The organism is Idiomarina sp. T82-3, assembly GCF_001577655.1.
In the GTDB taxonomy this organism is placed as follows: Bacteria; Pseudomonadota; Gammaproteobacteria; order Enterobacterales; family Alteromonadaceae; genus Idiomarina; species Idiomarina baltica.
Genome location: NZ_LSBQ01000001.1, coordinates 227447 through 246422, shown reverse-complemented (window position 1 = coordinate 246422; position 18976 = coordinate 227447). Strand labels below are relative to the sequence as shown.

General features: G+C 47.8%; 17 protein-coding genes. All 17 read left to right on the top strand.

The genetic code is table 11. From position 1 onward, the window contains the following. The first annotated feature begins 42 nt into the window (after nucleotides 1-42). The 17 genes from AWU56_RS01130 to AWU56_RS01050 all read left to right on the top strand — a co-directional run bounded on the left by AWU56_RS01130 (nucleotide 43) and on the right by AWU56_RS01050 (nucleotide 18847). Complete coding sequence (locus tag AWU56_RS01130) at nucleotides 43-975, top strand: Type II secretory pathway component (protein WP_286681530.1); 933 nt, start codon at nucleotides 43-45, stop codon at nucleotides 973-975. Further along, a complete protein-coding gene (locus AWU56_RS01125) occupies nucleotides 972-1565 on the top strand; it encodes a PilN domain-containing protein (protein WP_286681529.1) in 594 nt (197 codons plus the stop codon). Before AWU56_RS01130 ends, AWU56_RS01125 begins: the two co-directional genes overlap by 4 nt. Further along, on the top strand, nucleotides 1558-2193 hold the full coding sequence (locus tag AWU56_RS01120) for a hypothetical protein (protein WP_286681528.1): 636 nt from the start codon (nucleotides 1558-1560) through the stop codon (nucleotides 2191-2193). Before AWU56_RS01125 ends, AWU56_RS01120 begins: the two co-directional genes overlap by 8 nt. Further along, entirely contained in the window at nucleotides 2183-2536 is a 354-nt protein-coding gene (locus tag AWU56_RS01115) for an MSHA biogenesis protein MshK (protein ID WP_286681527.1), read from the top strand. Before AWU56_RS01120 ends, AWU56_RS01115 begins: the two co-directional genes overlap by 11 nt. After that, nucleotides 2533-4215, top strand: coding sequence for a pilus (MSHA type) biogenesis protein MshL (gene mshL / locus AWU56_RS01110; protein ID WP_286681526.1), 1683 nt, complete (start codon nucleotides 2533-2535; stop codon nucleotides 4213-4215). The genes AWU56_RS01115 and mshL overlap by 4 nt, the downstream gene beginning before the upstream one ends. Nucleotides 4216-4229: 14 nt before the next feature. Then, nucleotides 4230-5159, top strand: coding sequence for an ExeA family protein (locus AWU56_RS01105; RefSeq protein ID WP_286681525.1), 930 nt, complete (start codon nucleotides 4230-4232; stop codon nucleotides 5157-5159). Next, nucleotides 5156-6283, top strand: a complete 1128-nt coding sequence (locus tag AWU56_RS01100) for a tetratricopeptide repeat protein (RefSeq protein WP_286681524.1) — start codon at nucleotides 5156-5158, stop codon at nucleotides 6281-6283. Before AWU56_RS01105 ends, AWU56_RS01100 begins: the two co-directional genes overlap by 4 nt. Beyond that, nucleotides 6264-8027 carry a GspE/PulE family protein gene (locus tag AWU56_RS01095; protein WP_006956812.1) on the top strand — a complete coding sequence of 588 codons (1764 nt, stop codon included), beginning with the start codon at nucleotides 6264-6266 and terminating at the stop codon, nucleotides 8025-8027. The genes AWU56_RS01100 and AWU56_RS01095 overlap by 20 nt, the downstream gene beginning before the upstream one ends. A 2-nt stretch (nucleotides 8028-8029) precedes the next feature. Beyond that, nucleotides 8030-9283: a type II secretion system F family protein gene (locus AWU56_RS01090; RefSeq protein WP_286681523.1), complete on the top strand. Its 1254-nt coding sequence runs from the start codon at nucleotides 8030-8032 to the stop codon at nucleotides 9281-9283. Next, the gene (locus AWU56_RS01085; RefSeq protein ID WP_286681522.1) at nucleotides 9280-9738 is read left to right on the top strand and encodes a hypothetical protein; all 459 of its coding nucleotides are present in this window, start codon (nucleotides 9280-9282) and stop codon (nucleotides 9736-9738) included. The genes AWU56_RS01090 and AWU56_RS01085 overlap by 4 nt, the downstream gene beginning before the upstream one ends. A gap of 53 nt (nucleotides 9739-9791) precedes the next feature. Continuing rightward, nucleotides 9792-10409: a prepilin-type N-terminal cleavage/methylation domain-containing protein gene (locus AWU56_RS01080; protein WP_286681521.1), complete on the top strand. Its 618-nt coding sequence runs from the start codon at nucleotides 9792-9794 to the stop codon at nucleotides 10407-10409. 38 nt (nucleotides 10410-10447) lie between these two features. Further along, nucleotides 10448-10951: a type II secretion system protein gene (locus AWU56_RS01075; protein WP_286681520.1), complete on the top strand. Its 504-nt coding sequence runs from the start codon at nucleotides 10448-10450 to the stop codon at nucleotides 10949-10951. A gap of 69 nt (nucleotides 10952-11020) precedes the next feature. Beyond that, nucleotides 11021-11524 (top strand): prepilin-type N-terminal cleavage/methylation domain-containing protein, encoded by a 504-nt coding sequence (locus AWU56_RS01070; RefSeq protein WP_286681519.1) that lies wholly within the window; start codon nucleotides 11021-11023, stop codon nucleotides 11522-11524. Then, nucleotides 11514-12050: a type IV pilus modification PilV family protein gene (locus AWU56_RS01065; RefSeq protein WP_286681518.1), complete on the top strand. Its 537-nt coding sequence runs from the start codon at nucleotides 11514-11516 to the stop codon at nucleotides 12048-12050. Before AWU56_RS01070 ends, AWU56_RS01065 begins: the two co-directional genes overlap by 11 nt. Then, on the top strand, nucleotides 12050-12874 hold the full coding sequence (locus AWU56_RS01060) for a PilW family protein (RefSeq protein ID WP_286681517.1): 825 nt from the start codon (nucleotides 12050-12052) through the stop codon (nucleotides 12872-12874). Before AWU56_RS01065 ends, AWU56_RS01060 begins: the two co-directional genes overlap by 1 nt. Next, complete coding sequence (locus AWU56_RS01055) at nucleotides 12864-13277, top strand: hypothetical protein (RefSeq protein ID WP_006956797.1); 414 nt, start codon at nucleotides 12864-12866, stop codon at nucleotides 13275-13277. The genes AWU56_RS01060 and AWU56_RS01055 overlap by 11 nt, the downstream gene beginning before the upstream one ends. Continuing rightward, nucleotides 13274-18847 carry a LamG-like jellyroll fold domain-containing protein gene (locus AWU56_RS01050; protein WP_286681516.1) on the top strand — a complete coding sequence of 1858 codons (5574 nt, stop codon included), beginning with the start codon at nucleotides 13274-13276 and terminating at the stop codon, nucleotides 18845-18847. Before AWU56_RS01055 ends, AWU56_RS01050 begins: the two co-directional genes overlap by 4 nt. Nucleotides 18848-18976 lie beyond the last annotated feature (129 nt).

Below are 18976 nucleotides of genomic sequence, written 5' to 3'. Positions count from 1 at the left end.
AGGTTTGATAACATAAACAAAAAATAAACAAAGGAATGCTCAGTGCGCTTTTTGTTCGGGAAAAAAAACGCTTCAAATTATCAGCTTGTAGTCAGTATTGATGCGACTGAGCTTCGTTTCCTTGTCCTTAAAATAAAAACAGAGCAAGAGCCTGAGTTGATCGTGAATGATGTTGAAACGATCAAAAATAATCACATTGATCATGCGTTAAATGCCCTTAACGAACGTTATAAAAAACTGTCTTTAGAGCATGCCCCCGTTAATGTTGTACTGCAGCCCGCTCATTACCAATCAACCACCGTTGAACGTCCCGACGTACCTGAACAGGATATTGCCGCAAGTTTACGGTTTCAGTTAGATGAGCTGACCGATATGAGTCCCGATGAGATGGTGACCGATTATTACGATCTGCCATTAAATGCGAGTGGACAAGATAAAATAACGGCCGTTGTTGCCTCCAAGACATTGCTGAGTCAAATCGTTGAGGCGGTCGCTTCGCAGTCGTGGCAACTCGATAGCATTACTGTCAGTGAAATGGTGTTGAAGAATTTATTTCAAACGACCGAAAATGCTTGCTTGGTGCTTTACGGTTTGAGTAAAAGTCGCTACGTGGTGCAAATATATCGCGCTGGAGCGTTGGTTTTCACACGTGAACTGAGAGGCGTCCGAGACTTGTCTAAGTATTCAGCGCAAGAGATTGAACTCGGCGCCTTGGAACCTTTGGCGACAGAAATACAGCGCTCGATGGATTACTATGAAGGGCAGCTCCGTCAAGCGAGTCTACGCCGAATTGTGTTAGCGATAGCCGGTCCACAACGAGAGGCCATGGCAGAATCATTGCGTGACTTGCTAGCAGCTGATGTTGAGTTGTTTGAGTATCCGAGCTGGATGAGCGAGCTGTGTGAGGGAGACTTCTCGGACTTAGAAGCGCTGGGTGCTAGTTTATCCTCACGGGTAGAGGGGACGGCACAATGAAGCAGTTCATAAATTTATATACCGACGAACTCAAACCCATTGTTCTCCGACTCTCGCTTGCCCGCAGTTTAGTGGTAGCCGTAGCACTGGCTATTTTATTACTTGTTGTGTGGATAGTGTTAAAGAGCTTAGCCAGCGAACGGCAAGCGACCGCTGATGAGATGAATCAGCAGTTACAGCAGTTGCAGCAGCAACAAACACAACTACAGGCGCAAGTTCAGCAGAAAAGCCCCAATCAACAATTGGTCGATCAGTCGGATAAATTATCTCGTCAGATCCAACAGCAAATGGAGCTTAACGAGCGGCTCACTAACCTCGAATCGCGTCAATTGATCGCGCCTCAGCAGTTGATGTCCGAATTAAGCGCCATTGATATGGATGGACTCTGGTTAACCGAGTTTGGCATTGAAGAGGGTCGGATTAACTTGCACGGTAAAGCCATAAAGGGGCACCTCATTCCGAAGTGGATGGCGCGTTTTGAAGAAAAGCCTGTACTCAAGAATAGTCGCTTCTCAGTGGTCGATTTGTCTCAAGATGAACAAGACAATCAAACCTTTAGCCTAGCGAGTGAGCGAGGTTCAGATGAATAAGCGCTGGCAACAATTAAATCAATGGTTTCAGCAACAGCCTCGGGATAGACGCATTTTAATTGCGATATTAGTGTGGGTGCTTATTGCTGTATATATGGGGAGTACATTATTACTTCCAAACATTAAAGCAATGAATTCCAGCAAATTACGAACCGAACAGTTGGCTCAGCAGTTGAGCCAAGTACGCGCGTTGAACGAGCAATTGAAGTCACAGTTACAACAAGATGTAAACAAGCCGATTCGTGATGATATTGAACGTAAGCAGGCGCGTTTGACGCAACTAATAGAGCGCGCAAGCGGCTATAGCGTATTAGGCGCGGCACAACGGAAAGCCTTTTTACGCGCCGCATTGAATTATCCTGATGACATGCAGCTTGTTTCGTTGACGACACCTCAGCCTGAACGCATCACAGATGAGCAGAGTGGTGCTTTGTATCAGCATCGCGTCGATGCCGTATTCAAGGGTGACTTCGAACATATCATGGGCTATGCAGAGCAACTTCAAGCTGAGTTTCCTGAAGTTGAATGGCTGAAGTTTAATTATCGTGTGGATAGCTATCCCGAAGCTGAACTGAGTATCGCATGGCGTATTATCAGTATGGATAAGGAGTTTATCGGTGCAAACTAGTCCTTATCGTTTGACGTGGCTACTGGCGACCGTCGTATCAGTCGCTTCATTTACAGCACAAGCTCAAGATCCAACTCGGCCTTACGGTTGGACTGCAGGGCGTGGGGTAAGCTCTCAGCAGGATACGAACTTAGTATTAGCGCAAGTCGTTGTCTCGGCTACGTCGCAGCGTGCCTTAATAAACAATCAATGGCTAAGTCTCGGTGACACTATTGCAGGGTTTCGTGTCGCGGACATCGGTTCGAACAGTGTTACCTTAAGCAATGGCTCGGTTCAACGAATACTTAAATTATTTCAGCCATTGAATATAAAGAATATCGAATCTCAGGGAGATCAACAATGAGAGTGCTTTGGATAGCAGCGGTGGCAACGTTGCTGACGAGCTGTGCCTATCAGCCCGATGAAAAACCGCGCGAGGCTTATCAGGCGATGCAGCAAGATACCCCTGTGCAAGGAAAGAAACCCGCATCATCAGCGGTACCGGATGATGTGGCCGCTTTCTTGAACCAGTCAGTAGAACGCCAAACAGGCGAATCCCGTGCTCTCGTTGGTAGCGAACCTCGCTTTGTATTACAGGCTGATGGCGTGGCCGCAAAGCAATTTTTTTACAGTCTTACAGTGGATACACCGTACAATATCGTAGTTCACCCAGATGTCTCAGGTGATATTTCGCTTGATCTAAAAGATGTGACTATCGATGAAACGCTAGATGTCATAAGCGATATCTATGGTTATGAGATTCGTCGCGATGGTCGTATGATCCAGGTATACCCTGCCGGTGTTCGCACGCAAACCTTTACGCTCGATTATCTTTCGTTGAAGCGCTTTGGCTTATCGCAAACGCAAATTACGAGCGGCGGTGTTAGCCAAGAGCGAAATAACAATAATACCTATGGAAACAATAACAGCTACAATAATAGCGGTTCATCCAACATGGGTGGATTAGGTGGTCTCAACGGTGGCGGCCAAAATCAGAACTTCGGCAATATGAATGCCGGCGGCGCTAATGGCGCATCGGTCAATACGCAGTCAGAAACCGATCTTTGGGGTAGTTTGGAAGATATGATCCAAGGCATTGTCGGCGGTAATGGCAGCGTCGTGCTCTCGCCACAAGCCGGGCTTGTAAGTGTCACTGCACAACCATCAAAACTGCGTGCAGTGGGTCAGTTTCTCGACAATTTACAGTCCCGTTTACAAAGACAAGTGATTTTAGAAGCACGCATTGTTGAAGTGACACTAGGCGACCAATATCAACAGGGTATTCGCTGGAATGAATTAAACATGAGCGGGCGATTTGATTTCGGATTTAATGGCTCTGTCCCTAACGATATCGCTGCCGCGACGGCGGATGGTGTGTTCGGTTTAACCTTTAACTCTAATCGCTTTACCGGCTTTCTTGAATTGCTGCAAACGCAAGGCAGCGTGCAGGTGCTTTCAAATCCGCGTGTCACCGCATCAAATAATCAAAAGGCGGTGATAAAGATTGGTGAAGACGAATATTACGTCACGGATGTAACGTCGCAGACCAATACCACGGTCACACAAGACGCGTTGACGAGTTCAAATGTTGATTTGACGCCCTTTTTCTCGGGTATTTCGCTTGATGTCACACCGCAAATAAGTGACGACGGTGAAGTCACACTGCATGTGCATCCGTCAGTCGTTGAGACGAAGGAACAAGAAAAAGTAATTACGATTGGCGATGAAACACTGCGTTTGCCATTGGCGCGCAGTAATATTCGTGAATCTGATACGATTGTACGAGCGCGCAGTGGTGAGATCGTTGTACTCGGTGGTTTGATGCAAAACTCAACGTCGGAAAACGTAGAAAAGGTACCATTGCTCGGCGATCTGCCGCTGGTGGGGAACCTATTCAAGAACAAGAGTAACGATGCCTCGAAAAAAGAGCTAGTGATATTGATCAAGCCAACAGTTATTGGCGCCGATACGTGGCAGAAGGAGTTAGAGCGCTCTCGTGAATTGTTGGAAACCTGGTTTCCAGACATCGCGCATGATCAGTAGGTGTCAGGCGCGCTATGTACTTGTATCACTACGGGCTAAATCAACTGCCGTTTACCATTACGCCCAATACGCAGTTTTATTGTGAGCTAAAGAGTCACGATCAAGCCGCTAAAGTGGTATTAACGGCATTGAATACAGGTGAAGGCTTTATCAAAGTGACCGGTGAGGTCGGTACTGGTAAAACGTTGCTATGTCGCCGTCTGTTGGAAGAAATTCCCGATTATTTTTACACCGCTTACGTACCAGACTCCTATCTTAATCCTGATCAATTACGTCGTGCTGTTGCGCAAGAACTTGGAGTTGAAACTGCGGATATTGAAAGTGAGCATCCTTTAGCTCGCGCACTGCAGGATAAACTGCTCGAAATTAACCACGCGGGACGTGCAGTGGTACTTATCGTGGATGAGGCGCAAGCGCTACCAGAAGATAGTTTAGAAGCATTAAGATTGCTATCTAATTTAGAAACTGAATCACGTAAATTGCTTCATATTATTTTGGTCGGACAGCCCGAACTTGATGAACGGCTAGCTCAGCATAACTTTCGCCAGCTCAGGCAGCGTATTTCGTTTTCGCATCGACTTACGGCAATGAACGCACGAGAAACTGCACAGTACATCGGCCACCGAATGCGCATTGCTGGCTATAAAGGGGAACCGATATTTTCAGCAGGTTTGGTTTCAGCCTTGTATGAGAGTAGTCGAGGTATTCCGAGACTCGTTAATGTGCTGGCGCACAAAATGCTCTTATTAGCCTATGGCGAAGGTCGTCGAAAGTTATCACATAAGGATTTGAGGTTGGCAACGAAGGATACGTCAGATACGCGTTATCGTTCGCCGATGGTCAGACTGATCATTTGGTCCATTCTACTGGTGTGTGTGGCCATTTCAGCGATCGTTAGTTTAACTTTTGAACATCCAGCGTGGCCGTGGAACTCTGTCGCATGAGTATATTGAATAAGGTATTAAAAGATTTAGATAAACGCGGTCAAAAGCCCGGCGAAGCAGAGAGTGTCAGCGGTTCTGCTGTTGCGGGTCCCTCTTCGCGTACCCCTTGGGTGGTTGCAATCGTTGCCGTAGTGCTACTTGTGATTGCATTAATTTTCGGCGCCCTAAGTTGGGATCGCTGGGTCGAAAATGAGACGGTAAATGCACCTCAACCGGTGCCAAAAGTGAGTGAGCCGGAGCCAGTTGAGTCGACTAATAATTTCGCACGTCCAGCGCAAACCGAGACGCAAACTGAAGCGCAAGCGGTGACACAATCATCGAGCAGGCAACAACCGGTTGAACAGCATTCCCCTGCGGCTGAGCAATCTAAAGCGGATCATTCGACGCATACTGCACAAGTACCGCCCACGTCTTCTAGGACAGAACAGCCGCAAGCAACAGAGTCAACGGAGGTTGATGATGCGCAGGAAGCCGTGCCTGAGAGCGAAGTAGAGCCCACGCCGACACTCGTGCGAAAAACGGTACAACTGTCACCGGAGCAAGTCATCACGCGGGAAATAAATGCTGCAAAACAGACCGCCGAGCAAGGCTTATTGAGCGAAGCGGTGAAACATTGGCAGAAAGTGCTCAGTATCGATCCGGGCCACATCGAAGCGCGGCGACAATTGGCCGCGTTACAATTCGGCCGGAATCGTTGGCAGGAAGCATTAGCCGTGCTTACTCGCGGTTTGGAAGTTAATCCCCAAGCCCATGAATTAAGACTGCTCGCGGCTAAGATGCTCGATAAGCGGCAGCAACCACAACTCGCGTTGACCATGCTTAAGCAAGCGCAACCGCAGGCTAGTCGTCATTTGGAGTATTACCGGCTTAAGGCTCAGCTAGCTCAACAACTGAATCAGTGGACGCTAATGGCCGACAGTTATCAGTCGCTGGCACAGGCTCAACCGACAGAGGGGCGTTGGTGGTTAGGGCGGGCAATAGCTGCGCAACAATTGGCTCAAAAGGATGCGGCGATTCGTTTCTTTAATCGAGCAAAAGAATTAATCCAACATGCACCCACGCTCGAATTTATCGAGCAACAACTCAACTTATTGGTAGATCAAGATGAAGCGACCTCGTCTTAAAATGCGATTGGGTGACTTGCTGGTTCACGAGCAAGTCATCAGCGAAGCACAACTCGAAAGTGCGCTTAAAGAACAGCAAATCAGTGGGCGCAAGTTGGGTGCGACGCTCAGTGATCTTGGCTACATTACCGAAGAGCAACTGCTCGACTTTTTGGCTCAGCAACTGAAACTAGAGCGTGTCAGCGTTGCTGACCGTAAAATTAATCCAAAAGATGTTCAGTTACTACCTGAAGTTCAAGCACGACGCTATCGAGCGCTGGTGATCGAAGCGAATGATGAAAGTGCGCTAGTCGGGATGAGTGATCCCGCCGATCTCGCAGCGGTCGATGCGGTGACTCAGCATTTATCGCCCCGTGAAGTGACCTTAGCGGTCGTATCCGAAGCTGAGCTCTTATCGGCATTCGACTCTCTATATCGTCGCACTAAAGAAATAGAAACCTTCGCAAGTCAACTACAAACCGAATATGAAGAAACCGCTGATTTTACACTCGGGTCAGATAGCTTAGATGACGACGACGATGATGCGACCGTCGCGAAGTTATTAAAGTCGATTTTTGAGGATGCAGTACAAGTTCGAGCGTCTGATATTCATATCGAGCCTGATCAAAAAATGCTGCGTATTCGCCAGCGTGTCGATGGCGTATTACAGGAAAATGTGCTTGATGAAACGAACATCGCTAATGCGCTCGTTTTGCGATTAAAGCTAATGGCGGGGCTCGATATTTCGGAGCGACGACTACCGCAAGATGGCCGCTTTAATATCAAAGTCAAAAAGCACAGTATTGATGTGCGGGTATCAACGATGCCAGTGCAGTATGGTGAAGCCTGTGTCATGCGTTTGCTCGACCAATCGAGCGGTATCTTATCGCTGGATCAAGTTGGTATGCCGCCTGATATTCTCAAGCGCGTCCGCCATTTAATTCATCGACCGCACGGTATGTTACTTGTCACGGGGCCAACGGGCTCGGGTAAAACGACAACGCTTTACGGTGCTCTAAGTGAACTTAACACGGAAGAGAAGAAGGTGATCACTGTCGAGGATCCCGTTGAATATCGTTTACCGAGGATTTCGCAGGTCCAAGTGAGTAATAAGATTGGACTTGATTTCGCTCGCGTGTTGCGCACGACACTTCGACAAGATCCAGATATCATCATGGTGGGTGAGATGCGTGACCACGAGACAGTAGAGATTGGTCTACGTGGAGCAATTACAGGTCACATGGTGTTATCGACGCTACACACTAACGATGCGATTACCAGTGCAATGCGGTTGATTGATATGGGGGCGCCATCGTACCTAGTAGCGGCTGCCTTGCGGGGGGTGATTGCGCAGCGACTTGTCAGGCGAGTATGTGAGCGGTGTGCGCATGACGATACGCCCGATGAGGCACAGCGCGCGATTCTCGAACATTTAGAAAAGGGTAGTTGCAACCAAACCTTTAAGAAAGGTGTCGGCTGCCAGAACTGTAACCATACGGGCTATCGAGGTCGGATCGGTGTATTTGAATTGCTTGAGATGAATAGCGCGATGATGGACGCTCTGCGGCAAGAGGACACCCAACGCTTTGCTGAGGCGGCCAAACATGCGCAGGGCTACCGATCGATGGCCAATGTTGCACTGGACTTTGCCAAGCAGGGCGTTACCAGTATTGATGAAGTATTGTTCTTGGCAGAAAGTGTCGAGGAAAATTTTGCGGCTACCAACGTAAGCGAAATCGCACAACGTAGCGAGAGTGATGACTAACCATGCAGTTTAGCTACAAAGCCAGAGACAAAGCCGGCGCGCTTCAACAAGGCACAGTAGAGGCAAATGATGCCAAAAGTGCCGCGCAAGCACTCATGCAGCGTGGGCTGATCCCGGTTGATGTAGCGGTTAGTAAAGGCAAACTTCAAGGCGGTAAAGCGAGCGCGCCGAGAGGTTCATTATGGATGCAACTGAAAGCATTAACCGAGCCGAGCGTCGAGCTGGATCAACTCATTATATTTTGCCGTCAGATGTATTCATTGACCAATGCCGGTATCCCCATTCTGCGCGCCATCGAGGGACTCGCCGATACCACCCAAAATAAGCGCTTGGAGCGCGCCTTACGTGATGTTCATAGTCAATTGGAGCGCGGCCGCACGTTGTCAGCAGGTATGGCGCAACATCCGAAAGTCTTCTCACGTCTTATTGTCGCTATCGTGCACGTTGGCGAGAATACCGGTCAACTAGAGGAGTCATTTGAGCAACTCGCCCTCTACCTCGAAAAAGAGCAAGATACGCGTAAGCGTATCAAGGCAGCGACACGCTACCCGACCTTTGTGATGATTGCGCTTGTGGTTGCATTATTCGTTTTAAACATATTTGTTATTCCAACGTTCGCCAATATGTTCAGCCGTTTTAACGTCGAGTTACCTTGGGCGACGCGAGCACTGCTGGGAACCTCGGAGTTTTTTGTGGCGTACTGGCCGTTGATGCTTGTCGCAATGGTGGCGGCGTTTTTTGCTGTGCGCGCCTATGTGAATAGCCCTTCCGGTCGGCTATTTTGGGACCGTTGGAAATTAAGAATGCCGATTATCGGCTCGATTCTTGAGCGTTCGATACTGTCTCGCTTTGCACGCAGTTTCGCGGTTATGCTGTCGGCGGGAGTCCCCTTAACGCAGGCGCTTTCATTGGTGTCTGAAGCCGTTGATAATGCCTACATGGAGCGCAAAATTTTAGACATTCGGCGCACTATTGAGCGTGGCGAGAATTTGTCTCGTGCCGCACGACAATCCAAGCTTTTTACGCCGCTGGTATTACAAATGATCGTAGTCGGCGAGGAAACGGGTCGAAGCGATACGCTGTTAAAAGAGGTCGCTGATTATTATGAACGAGAAACGGATTACGATTTAAAAACGCTGACTGCGCGTATTGAACCCGTCATGATTGGTTTTGTGGCGGTGTTAGTATTAATTCTTGCGCTGGGTATCTTCACGCCGATGTGGGATATGATGAATGCGTATCAGGGGCGGGGATGAAAAGCCAAGCGCAAAGCGAGCAGAGTTTTCGCAGTTTGTTACAAAACGTTGTTGTTATAATCAGCGTATTGGTGCTATCCGCAGTCGCGTTATGGATTTGGTTCGCGCCGAGCGACGACAATGGGTGGCAAGAAACACAACGAGATATGGAACTGCGGCGTTTTAATGACACCTTATTACTGGCTCGGGCGGAATGGATGCGGCGTGGTCGTCCGACACATGTATCACTTAACATAAGTGGTAGTGAAGAAATTATACAAATGAATGCGCGTGGCTGGCCTGCCGTGCAACAAGGTTGTGTAACACTTTGGCAACGTCTTGCTGATGTGCCACGCCAGCTAACTGCAAGGGTCGAGGGCAATCGATGTATTTTCAGTATTAATGAAAAGCCGTGGCAAGTATATGACGCTGAGACAGGTCAAATTCGTCCAAAAAATGTCGGATCTGACCTATGAATTGTAAAAATGTCGTTATACAATATCACGAGAAATGATAAAGGACGCTGACTATGGATAAACGGCAACACGGTTTCACAATCATCGAGTTAATCATCGTTGTGGTGATTCTTGGCTTGCTCGCCGCATCGGCACTGCCGCGCTTTACCGATGTGACGGCGGATGCGGAAGACTCTGCTATCGAAGGCGTCGCGGGTGGTTTTGCCAGTGCTGTCGGCATCGTACGTGGCGAGTGGGAGCTACGAGGTCGCCCTAAAGGCGGCACAAACGGCGCAGGCGCTCAGTTGCAGATGGATGGTGTTCCCGTGTATGTCGACGGTGATACCGGCTATCCGGTGAGTGGTAATAATAGTTCGACAACTGATGCAACGTTAACCAATGCCGATTGCCGTACAGTGATGACCGCAATCTTGCAAGGGTCACCGACCGTGATGGCAGAAGGTGATAGCGGTTCTATCGATGAGTATCGATACTATACGTATGCAACCGATGATCCGAACGGTAGTGCAGCACAAGGACAGGCTGCCAATCAAGTTTGTGTTTATTATTTAGTGAACACGATAAAAGGAGTTAGCCCTTTACCCACGGGTAATGACTTTCAGACAGTTGGAAACTCGTTTGTATATAACCCTAGGAATGGTGGTGTAAACGTGTTCAGTAATAATAACTAACACCGCACCTGAATATTTTTTTAATGGAGAAAGTAATCATGCGTAATCAAAAAGGCTTCACGCTCATCGAGCTAATTATCGTTATTGTGGTGCTCGGTATTCTTGCCGTGACTGCTGCGCCTCAGTTCTTTAACTTCTCGGGTGACGCTCGTGAGTCTGCAGTTAAAGGTTTGAAGGGTAATATCCAAGGCGCTTACCAAACGGTTTATGCGAAAGCGGCGGTTGATGGTGACTTTTCTACCGCTATTGGTGATGTAACTATTGCTAACGGCTATCCTACAGCTGATGCTGATGGGATTGTTGAAGCTGCTAGTTTAGGTGCAGAAGGGGAAGATTGGGAGTGGTTTGAGGATACTTCAACTACTCCTGCGACAATATACATCGGTCCTGCTGGGTTTATTGCTGAGTCATCTCCTGCCGAAGCTGCTGATTATACAGATATCGATGGATCTGGTAACGGTTGTTATGTATCTTACCAACAAACCGATAGTGCAGACACACCACCAACAGTCGCAATCGACGTTAGCGGCTGCGGCAACTAATCCAACCATCTTTTAATGGTCGAATCTCGGCTCGCCGTCTCGGCGGGCCGAATATCTAAGGTCTCTCCTATGAAAGGCTTCACCCTAGTAGAACTCATTATTGTTTTAGTAGTGGTGGGTATTCTCGCGGTTGGCGCCTCACCGTTATTCATTGGCTCGGGCGGCACCGAAAGCTTAGTATTACGCGAGCGAACCTTGTCTATTCTGCGTAATAGCCAGCTCAAATCAATGCAGAATACCTCATTGGTCTGTACCGCGGTTGTTTTGCAACCCAACTCTCTTGGACAAGCGACTTCTACAAACTGTGGCGTTGCCACCTCGACATTCAGCCTAGATCCCGACGACGCACGTCAAATCGCAGATTTTCAAGGAAAAACGTTTACGGTCACCAACAGCGCGAACACGAATGTCGCTTTACCGACAGAAATAGAGTTCGACTCACTGGGTCGCCCCCGTGATGAATCTGGCTTAGTCTGTAGCGGCGCACAACCGTGCCGATTCACCTTCACCGAAACCAGTGGCGCAAGTCAGTCAGTCTGTATCAACCGCGAAGGTTATATCTATGGCTGTTAAAGAGCTCAAGCCACAGCGTGGTTTCACGCTTATCGAGATTATCGCCGGCATTGTTGTCGTGGGCATTATCACGCTGGTCGTAACGACGGGCATGGGACCGCTGTTTAAACAAAGCGTTAATCCGTGGCAGCAAGTGCGCGCCGCCGAGCTGGGTCAAAGTTTGATTAATGAAATTCTATCGCGCCGTTTTGATGAAAACGGCTCTAGTGCCGTTGGCGAGGCTCGTTGCGGCGAAACAGGTGGACCGAGTTGCACGACGATCCCCAGTGACTGCAGTAATACAAGTTATCGAGAGGAGGCGTCACGAGAGAACTTTGACGATGTGGACGACTATCACTGCCTGGAACTCTCGGGAAACCAAGTCGCTGATACGTTAGCGAATGACCTGACCGACGATTATCGACAGTTTCGTTTGCAGGTGCGCGTCGCGGTCGAGCAACCAGATAGACTCAAGCGTATCGAAGTTACTGTCATTACGCCACAAGGGCAGAATATCGACTTCTCGGCGTTCAGAGGCAATTGGTAATGCGTAATAGAGGCTTCACGCTCGTTGAGTTAGTCATTGTCATTTTGCTATTGGCAATTATCGCCATTTTCTCGTTTCAGTTCGTGGGGTTCGGCTCACAGATGTTTGTCAGTGGAGCCGAGCGAGTACGCGTACTCGATCAAAGTCGATTTGTGATCGAACGTTTAACGCGAGAACTGAGAAATTCGGTACCGAATAGTGCACGGGTTACTCCCAAAAATATCGGCAATAATACCGCAACACAGTGTTTAGAGTTTGTCCCGACACGCGTAGCAGGTACCTATTACGACGCACCGTTTCGTAATAACCAACCCAATACGTTAACCTTTGTTTCATTGGCCAACTGGTCCGTTATCGAAGTGACTGACAGACTCTATATTTACGCGACGCGTACTAATCATGTTTACGCCAATAATTCGAATCGATACGAGCAGGTCAATGCACAAACAACTCGTTCTGGCAATGTGACTGAGCTAACGTTGGCGAGTAGCAACGCGCGCTATGGTCAGCGTTCGCCGCGTCAACGACTGTATATCGGACGAACGCCCGTCAGCTATTGTGTTGAGGGACAAAACATATATCGTTACGCTAATTATGGCTGGTCGCAGCAGCAGCCTACGCCAGCCAATGGGCGATTTGCGGGTGTCACAGGCACGCTAATGGGGAATGGTTTGGCGAATTTAGTTAATAACGCGCCGGCTTTTCAAGTAGATGAAACCACCCTGTTGCAAAATAATATTGTGCATCTGTTCCTGCAATTTAATAGTATAGATAATGAACAGTTGTTTTTTAGTCAAGAGGTTCATATTCCCAATGCGCCCTAGTTATCAATCACAACGTGGCAGTGCGTTGATAGTTGCTATATTCGTGATCGTGGTAACTAGTCTGCTGGTGGCAACGCTTTCGGGTCTCTTACGTACCAGTAACGAAAGTGTTGTAACTGAGGTGTATGGCACACGGGCATTCACCGCAGCGCAAAGTGGTTTGCAGCAGGGGATGAATCAATTATTCCCGTTAGATAGCGAGATGCAAGCTTGCCCTGCCGTAGACACGTCTATGGATTTTAGCGATGCCAAGGGCCTGCAGAACTGCGAAGTTAGTATTCAATGCATGAGTGATAATTACGAATCTGATACACATTATCGGTTGATAGCAACGGGAGAGTGCACAGTCGGAGCACAAGTCACGACACGTGTGTTAGCAATGGAAGCGAGGACATTAGAATGAGACGGATGAGTTTATGTTTGCTGATGTTTTCGTTATTTGCGGCTTCTGCGGTGTCACACGCCGAACAGTATGAGTTTCCAAAAGATATTGGGAAGAAGAACAAGCCTTTTGAGCAGTGTAACGCTGTTAATGCAAATTCAGGTGGAGTGAGCATTACTTGTCCAGGGAGTGTTTTTACCGCGCTGAATGGCTCGGATGAAATAAGGTTCAAGAAGACCTCTAAGGCAGAGCTTATCATTACGGGTAATACCGTCATTAAGTCAACTATTAACAACAAACAGTCAATTCCTCTGTTGCTCCGCTTTCAAACACAGAATTCGGTAAAGATAGATGCCTCATCAACCATCAAAGCGGATATTTTTGCTAACGGGAGTATTACTTCTGACGGTGTAATCGATGGCAACCTCTATACTGACAAGGATCTCATTAACAACCGCGTTATCAACGGTAATGTCGATGCTGAGGGAAACATTAGAAATAATGGCAGTGGTGTCATTAACGGAAGCATAAATGTCGATGGCGATCTTTGGAACGATGGTCAAATAAACGGTACTTATGCCAACGCAAAGTGTACCGATAGTAGTCAGAGTAATGCTTGTGGTAATAAACCACTCAATGTCGACGAAACCTGTAATATCAATGCAAATGAAGGACCGTGCACAGGCGGAAACAATGTTGGGTATCAACTTGTTGGTGACTGGCACTTTGATGAATCGAGTTGGACAGGCGAGCCGGGCGAAGTTCTTAACAGTGCTTCGAGTTCCTTGTCGGGAACCGCTGTCGGTCAGCCTACGACGAGTTCATTTTCGCCGGCGATTGCTGGGAATATCGGAACGTGTCGTTATGGGCGTTTCGGGGGCGATGACTTTGTAAGAGTTCCACAACCCCAGCAGCTTTCAGCTTCTGAAAGTGTCAGTCTTTCAATGTGGTTTAATATCAGCGCATCAGCACAACGCTCATCGTCCGAACGATATCAAACACTATTGATTTATGGTGAAGGACCCACCGAAGGACCTAACGGGCGTTTTGAAGTTTATAGACGGGTGTCTGATGGCGCGTTGTACTTTGAGATTCGCGATAGTTTAGACCGGATTCACAACGTCTCGGTACCTGGTCAACAGGTATTTGATGGCAACTGGCATCATATAGCGGCAACCTATGATGCGCAGTCGGACGATATTAACCTCTATATTGATGGCGTACTTAAAGCAACCGCTGGAGTGAGTAATAGATCGCTTAACCCACTGTCATCCCGTGCTAATTTATATATTGGCGGGCAGTCATTTGCTGGCCATGGCGTCAACGGCTCAATTGATGAGGTCACAGTGGCGACCGGCGTGTATTCCAGTCAAAAAGTGAATCAACTCTTTAATCGTAGCCGCCCGTGCGGAGCTGTAGATACGCTTAAACAGTGTTCAGATATTTGGGACCAAGCGCTAACGTCCGGAAATAATAGTCTGGTAAATATTCGTCCCGATGTTCCCCCATACGGACAGCAGTTACCAAGAACGCTAGATCCCATCGATTATTTACGTCAAGGCTCATTTGCAAACGTAGGCGAAGACTACCAGGCACCTGCGCCAACTTCTCGGGTATACATTGATGGTTCCCTGACCATAGAACAAGGCGCTCGATTAAACCAGAACGATGATGCTGATAATTTCATGCTGATCGTTAACGGCGATTTAACCATTGAACGCGATGTGCGAATTAATGGCTATATCTACGCAACGGGCGATATTTTTCTTGCGAATGCCGGCGAACCTTGGGTTTTAGTTTGTTTCGAGGCGAATACATCGATCGTAAATGGTGCCCTTGCCGCTGCAGGTGATATTTACCAGACAGGTTGTGGTCAACCCGCACAGATTAACTATCAACAACCTGGTGTAGATATTCAAGGTGGAGGCTATTGTACTGTCGGCACCGCAGCGCCTCTTCAGCCGATATTGCAGTGGTCAATGAATGACGGTCCATGGACGACAAATACAGACGTGCTTGATGGCTCGAAGAATTTACTCAATGGACAAGCAAAACAGGGACTTGAATGGCAACAAGCAAGCGCAAGTTCTGCCTTACCAGTCGACGAAAACGGCATGGGTACGTGTGGGTATGGATATTTTAAACGCTCCGCCAAGCAGTATATAGAGCTGCCCGATGATCCGGTTCTGGACTTGACCAACGAATATACGATAGCGCTATGGGCTCGGTATAGCACGACACCAGACTCCGGGTTAATGACTCTGGTGAGTAAAGATACTAATTACGAGTTGCACGTAACGTCTTCTGGTCAAATTAACTGGTGGTGGCAAGGACAAAGGGGTGTCCATTCCCTAACCAGCACGCAACGGTTTGATGATGGTGAATGGCATTACGTCGTCGCTCGTTTTAAATCAGGTAAGCAAACATTAACCGTCGATAACGAAGTCATTATCGACGCCTCGATTAACGATAAACCAACAACAAACAATAGCTCGCTTCGGTTAGGAGCGGACAAAGAAGGGGATGGTAACCGCTTTTTTGATGGCGCTATTGATGAGTTCCAAATGTTTGATAGCTATTTATCTGGCAACGATATAAAACGCTTGATGGACCAACGGAGTGTTTGCCAAGCAAGTGGCAATCAATGCTATTCATTGAATATGGCTGGGCAAGTGTTTGGCAATGACTGGCTGAGTTATTCCAAGGACGAAAATTACTCACCTAAGTTAGTTGAAGCTCACAATGAGCAATATTTAGAACTGACTGATAATCAGAATAATCGAGCGACTGCGGTAACGTTACAGAAGGCATTTCCGGGTAAAGGGCATCGCATTGAAATTGAGTTTAAACTATACGCTTGGGGCTCGCAGTCGCCAGGCTTCACCGGTGCAGATGGTATTGCTTTAGTACTGTCTGATGCGAGTCGTATTAGTAATGGCAATCCTCGTGCGGGCAGTTATGGTGGCTCTCTAGGTTACGCTCAACGTAATGGTGGTGTGCCAGGTTTTCAAGCCGGTTGGCTTGGTATCGGTTTTGATGAGTACGGAAACTTCTCGCGCAACAGCGAGGGACGAGCCGGCGGGTTTGATCGACTGGTTCCTAACCGGGTTGGCGTTCGTGGGGCTGATTCAACGAATTACAAGTTCTTACGCGCTTCAAATGAACTTGATCCTGCAATTGATTCGCCAGCGAACCAAAACCCAAATTCTGTGTTTAACCCTAAACCGGGACATACCTATAAAGTCTTGATCGATGGAACGGGTGATAATCCAAGTATCGAGGTACTACGTAAGCTGGACGAAAACGGCGCGAACAATAATTTTGTCAGTATTTTGAAGCTCGATAATATTCAAGATCAGCCGCAGATGCCCGAACAGGTGTATTTAAGTTTTACCGGTAGTACTGGAGGCGAGACGAATTATCATTGGATTAAGGACTTGTCAGTTTGCTCAATTCCTGGCTCTCCAAACGAGCAGGACGTGCATCATTATCAACTGGCATTCAACCAAAATGCAGTTTTATGCAACGGTGCCGAAGTAGCGGTTAAAGCGTGCGCTAATGCCGATTGCTCGGAAACGTTTAATCGTCCTGCATCGATTGAGCTTGGTACTGATAACGGAAACTTCTCACCGTCTTCGCTGAGTTGGCAGGCGACGAGTTCGCAGTTGCTAACGCAGTTGAACCCTACTCAGGCGGGCGTTTCTAACCTATCTGTAACCAATCAAAGCTCGCCACAACCGGCTAACCCGACAGTGTGTTTAGTGGATGGCGTGGTAGACGATTGTCAAATCGCAATAAGCAATGCTGGGTTTGTATTCTATGATGCTGGTTTACAGAGCACGCAACTACCACGTCAAACGGCGGGAATTCAATCTGGAGGTATTACAATTCGCGCCGTAGAAACAAACACCAGTACACTGCAATGTCAAGCGCTGACAAATAACTTAACGCAAGTTGAAATGCAGTTGGAGTGTGTGGATCCAAACCAATGTCGTTCAGAAAGCGAGTATTTGGTAAGCGGCCAAGTGGGCTCCGAGCTTACGGCTGCAAATGCAACCGACTTAATTGCGGGTAACTATCAAAATGTAGCGGTTGAATTTAATGACAGTATAGCGAATTTAGCGATGAAGTATGATGATGTAGGCGCGGTGAAGCTCTCGGCGAAAGCAACTTTGAGCAACGGTGTGACGCTACGCGGCGATTCAAACACTTTTGTTTGGCAACCGCACCATATCAATATGCAATCGAGCCAGCTAGATACTGATTTATCGAGTTCAACTGAGATTTTAGCTAAGGCAGGCGATCCGTTTAAGGTCGTGTTAACGGCACGTAACGCGCAAGATCAGATTACCCCGAATTTTGGCCTTGAACAGGTGGCTGAACGACTGATTATACAAGAGACAGCGACCGCTGCGCCGCCAGTAGCTAATAACGACGGCTCGTTGGAAAATGGAGTACAATTTTCGCGTTCGGCATTAGGTACCTTTACTAATGGTCAGGTTACTTACTCTGAAGTCGGTAATGCTAATATTACAGCACAAGTAGCCCAACAGAATGGCGGCGGGTATCTATCTCAGTGGCAAGATACTAGCGACTTGCTTGAAACCCCGTTTGTTGTCGGTCGATTTATTCCGCACCACTTTACGCTTGAGGCGGGCACTGGCTTTGCAAATACCTGTGGAGCGCAACCCTCGTATTACATTGGTGAGCCACAAAGCTTGCTACCTATCCAACTCGTGGCACGTAACGCTAGCGGTAATATCACTCGTAATTATGCGAGTGATTTGGCAAAAGCGTTCTTGGAGTTTGCAGCGTTTAATGTTAATGGCCAATCGTTTAATTTGCGAGTTACGCCAAACGCTCAAGGGTCGAGTTTAGTGGGTCCAATTGACTGGGACGATTCGGCTGGCAACTGGGGCTACGGGTCGTTAAACAATGCTCAAGCAACGTTTTTACGTAGTGACGCTGAAGAGGGGCCTTACGAGAACTATACCCTTGGGATTCGCATAAACGATGGGGAAGGTGGTCATTATTATAGCCGACTTCAGAACACCGGTTTATCGGCACCCGCAGACGATGATTACGTAGATGCGGATTATGCTGCTTTTGATTCGGCGCGGCTGGTGTTTGCTCGTATGGTACTCAACAATGTCGCATCAGCAATCAGCGACCCACTACTCATTCAGGGACACGTTGAGTTCTGGAATGGCAACGAGTACCAACTCGACGAAAATAATAACTGCTATACCGTTGCAAACAATGCGTTTTCGGAAGAACGATATGTGGTAGAAGACGGGGCAGAAACACCGAATGTTGACCTTAAACTTGGTCAGATAGCGGATACTAATGATGACTCAGTAACGCTGAGCGGTGGTCGAATTCAGTCAGTGGAGCGGGGAGATGACGAAAGTTTGCGCTGGTTGCCGGCAGACGAAAACCTCCAATTTGAATTTGACTTAGAGGTTCCCCCCCATTTGCAGTACGACTGGACGGGTGACGGTGTTTATGATGAGAACCCAACTGCACTTGGCATTTTTGGTATTTACAGTGGCAGTGATCGGCAAATCTATTGGCAAGAGGTCGGTTTGTAAGTAGCTACTTACTCATTTGTAGGCAATTTACCGAGATTCTTCCTTGCGCTTTTGTTGACAAGCAAATAGCATAAGGCAAAGTTGTTACACATGCGCGACGTTAACGACGTTTACCAATAAATATTCGAA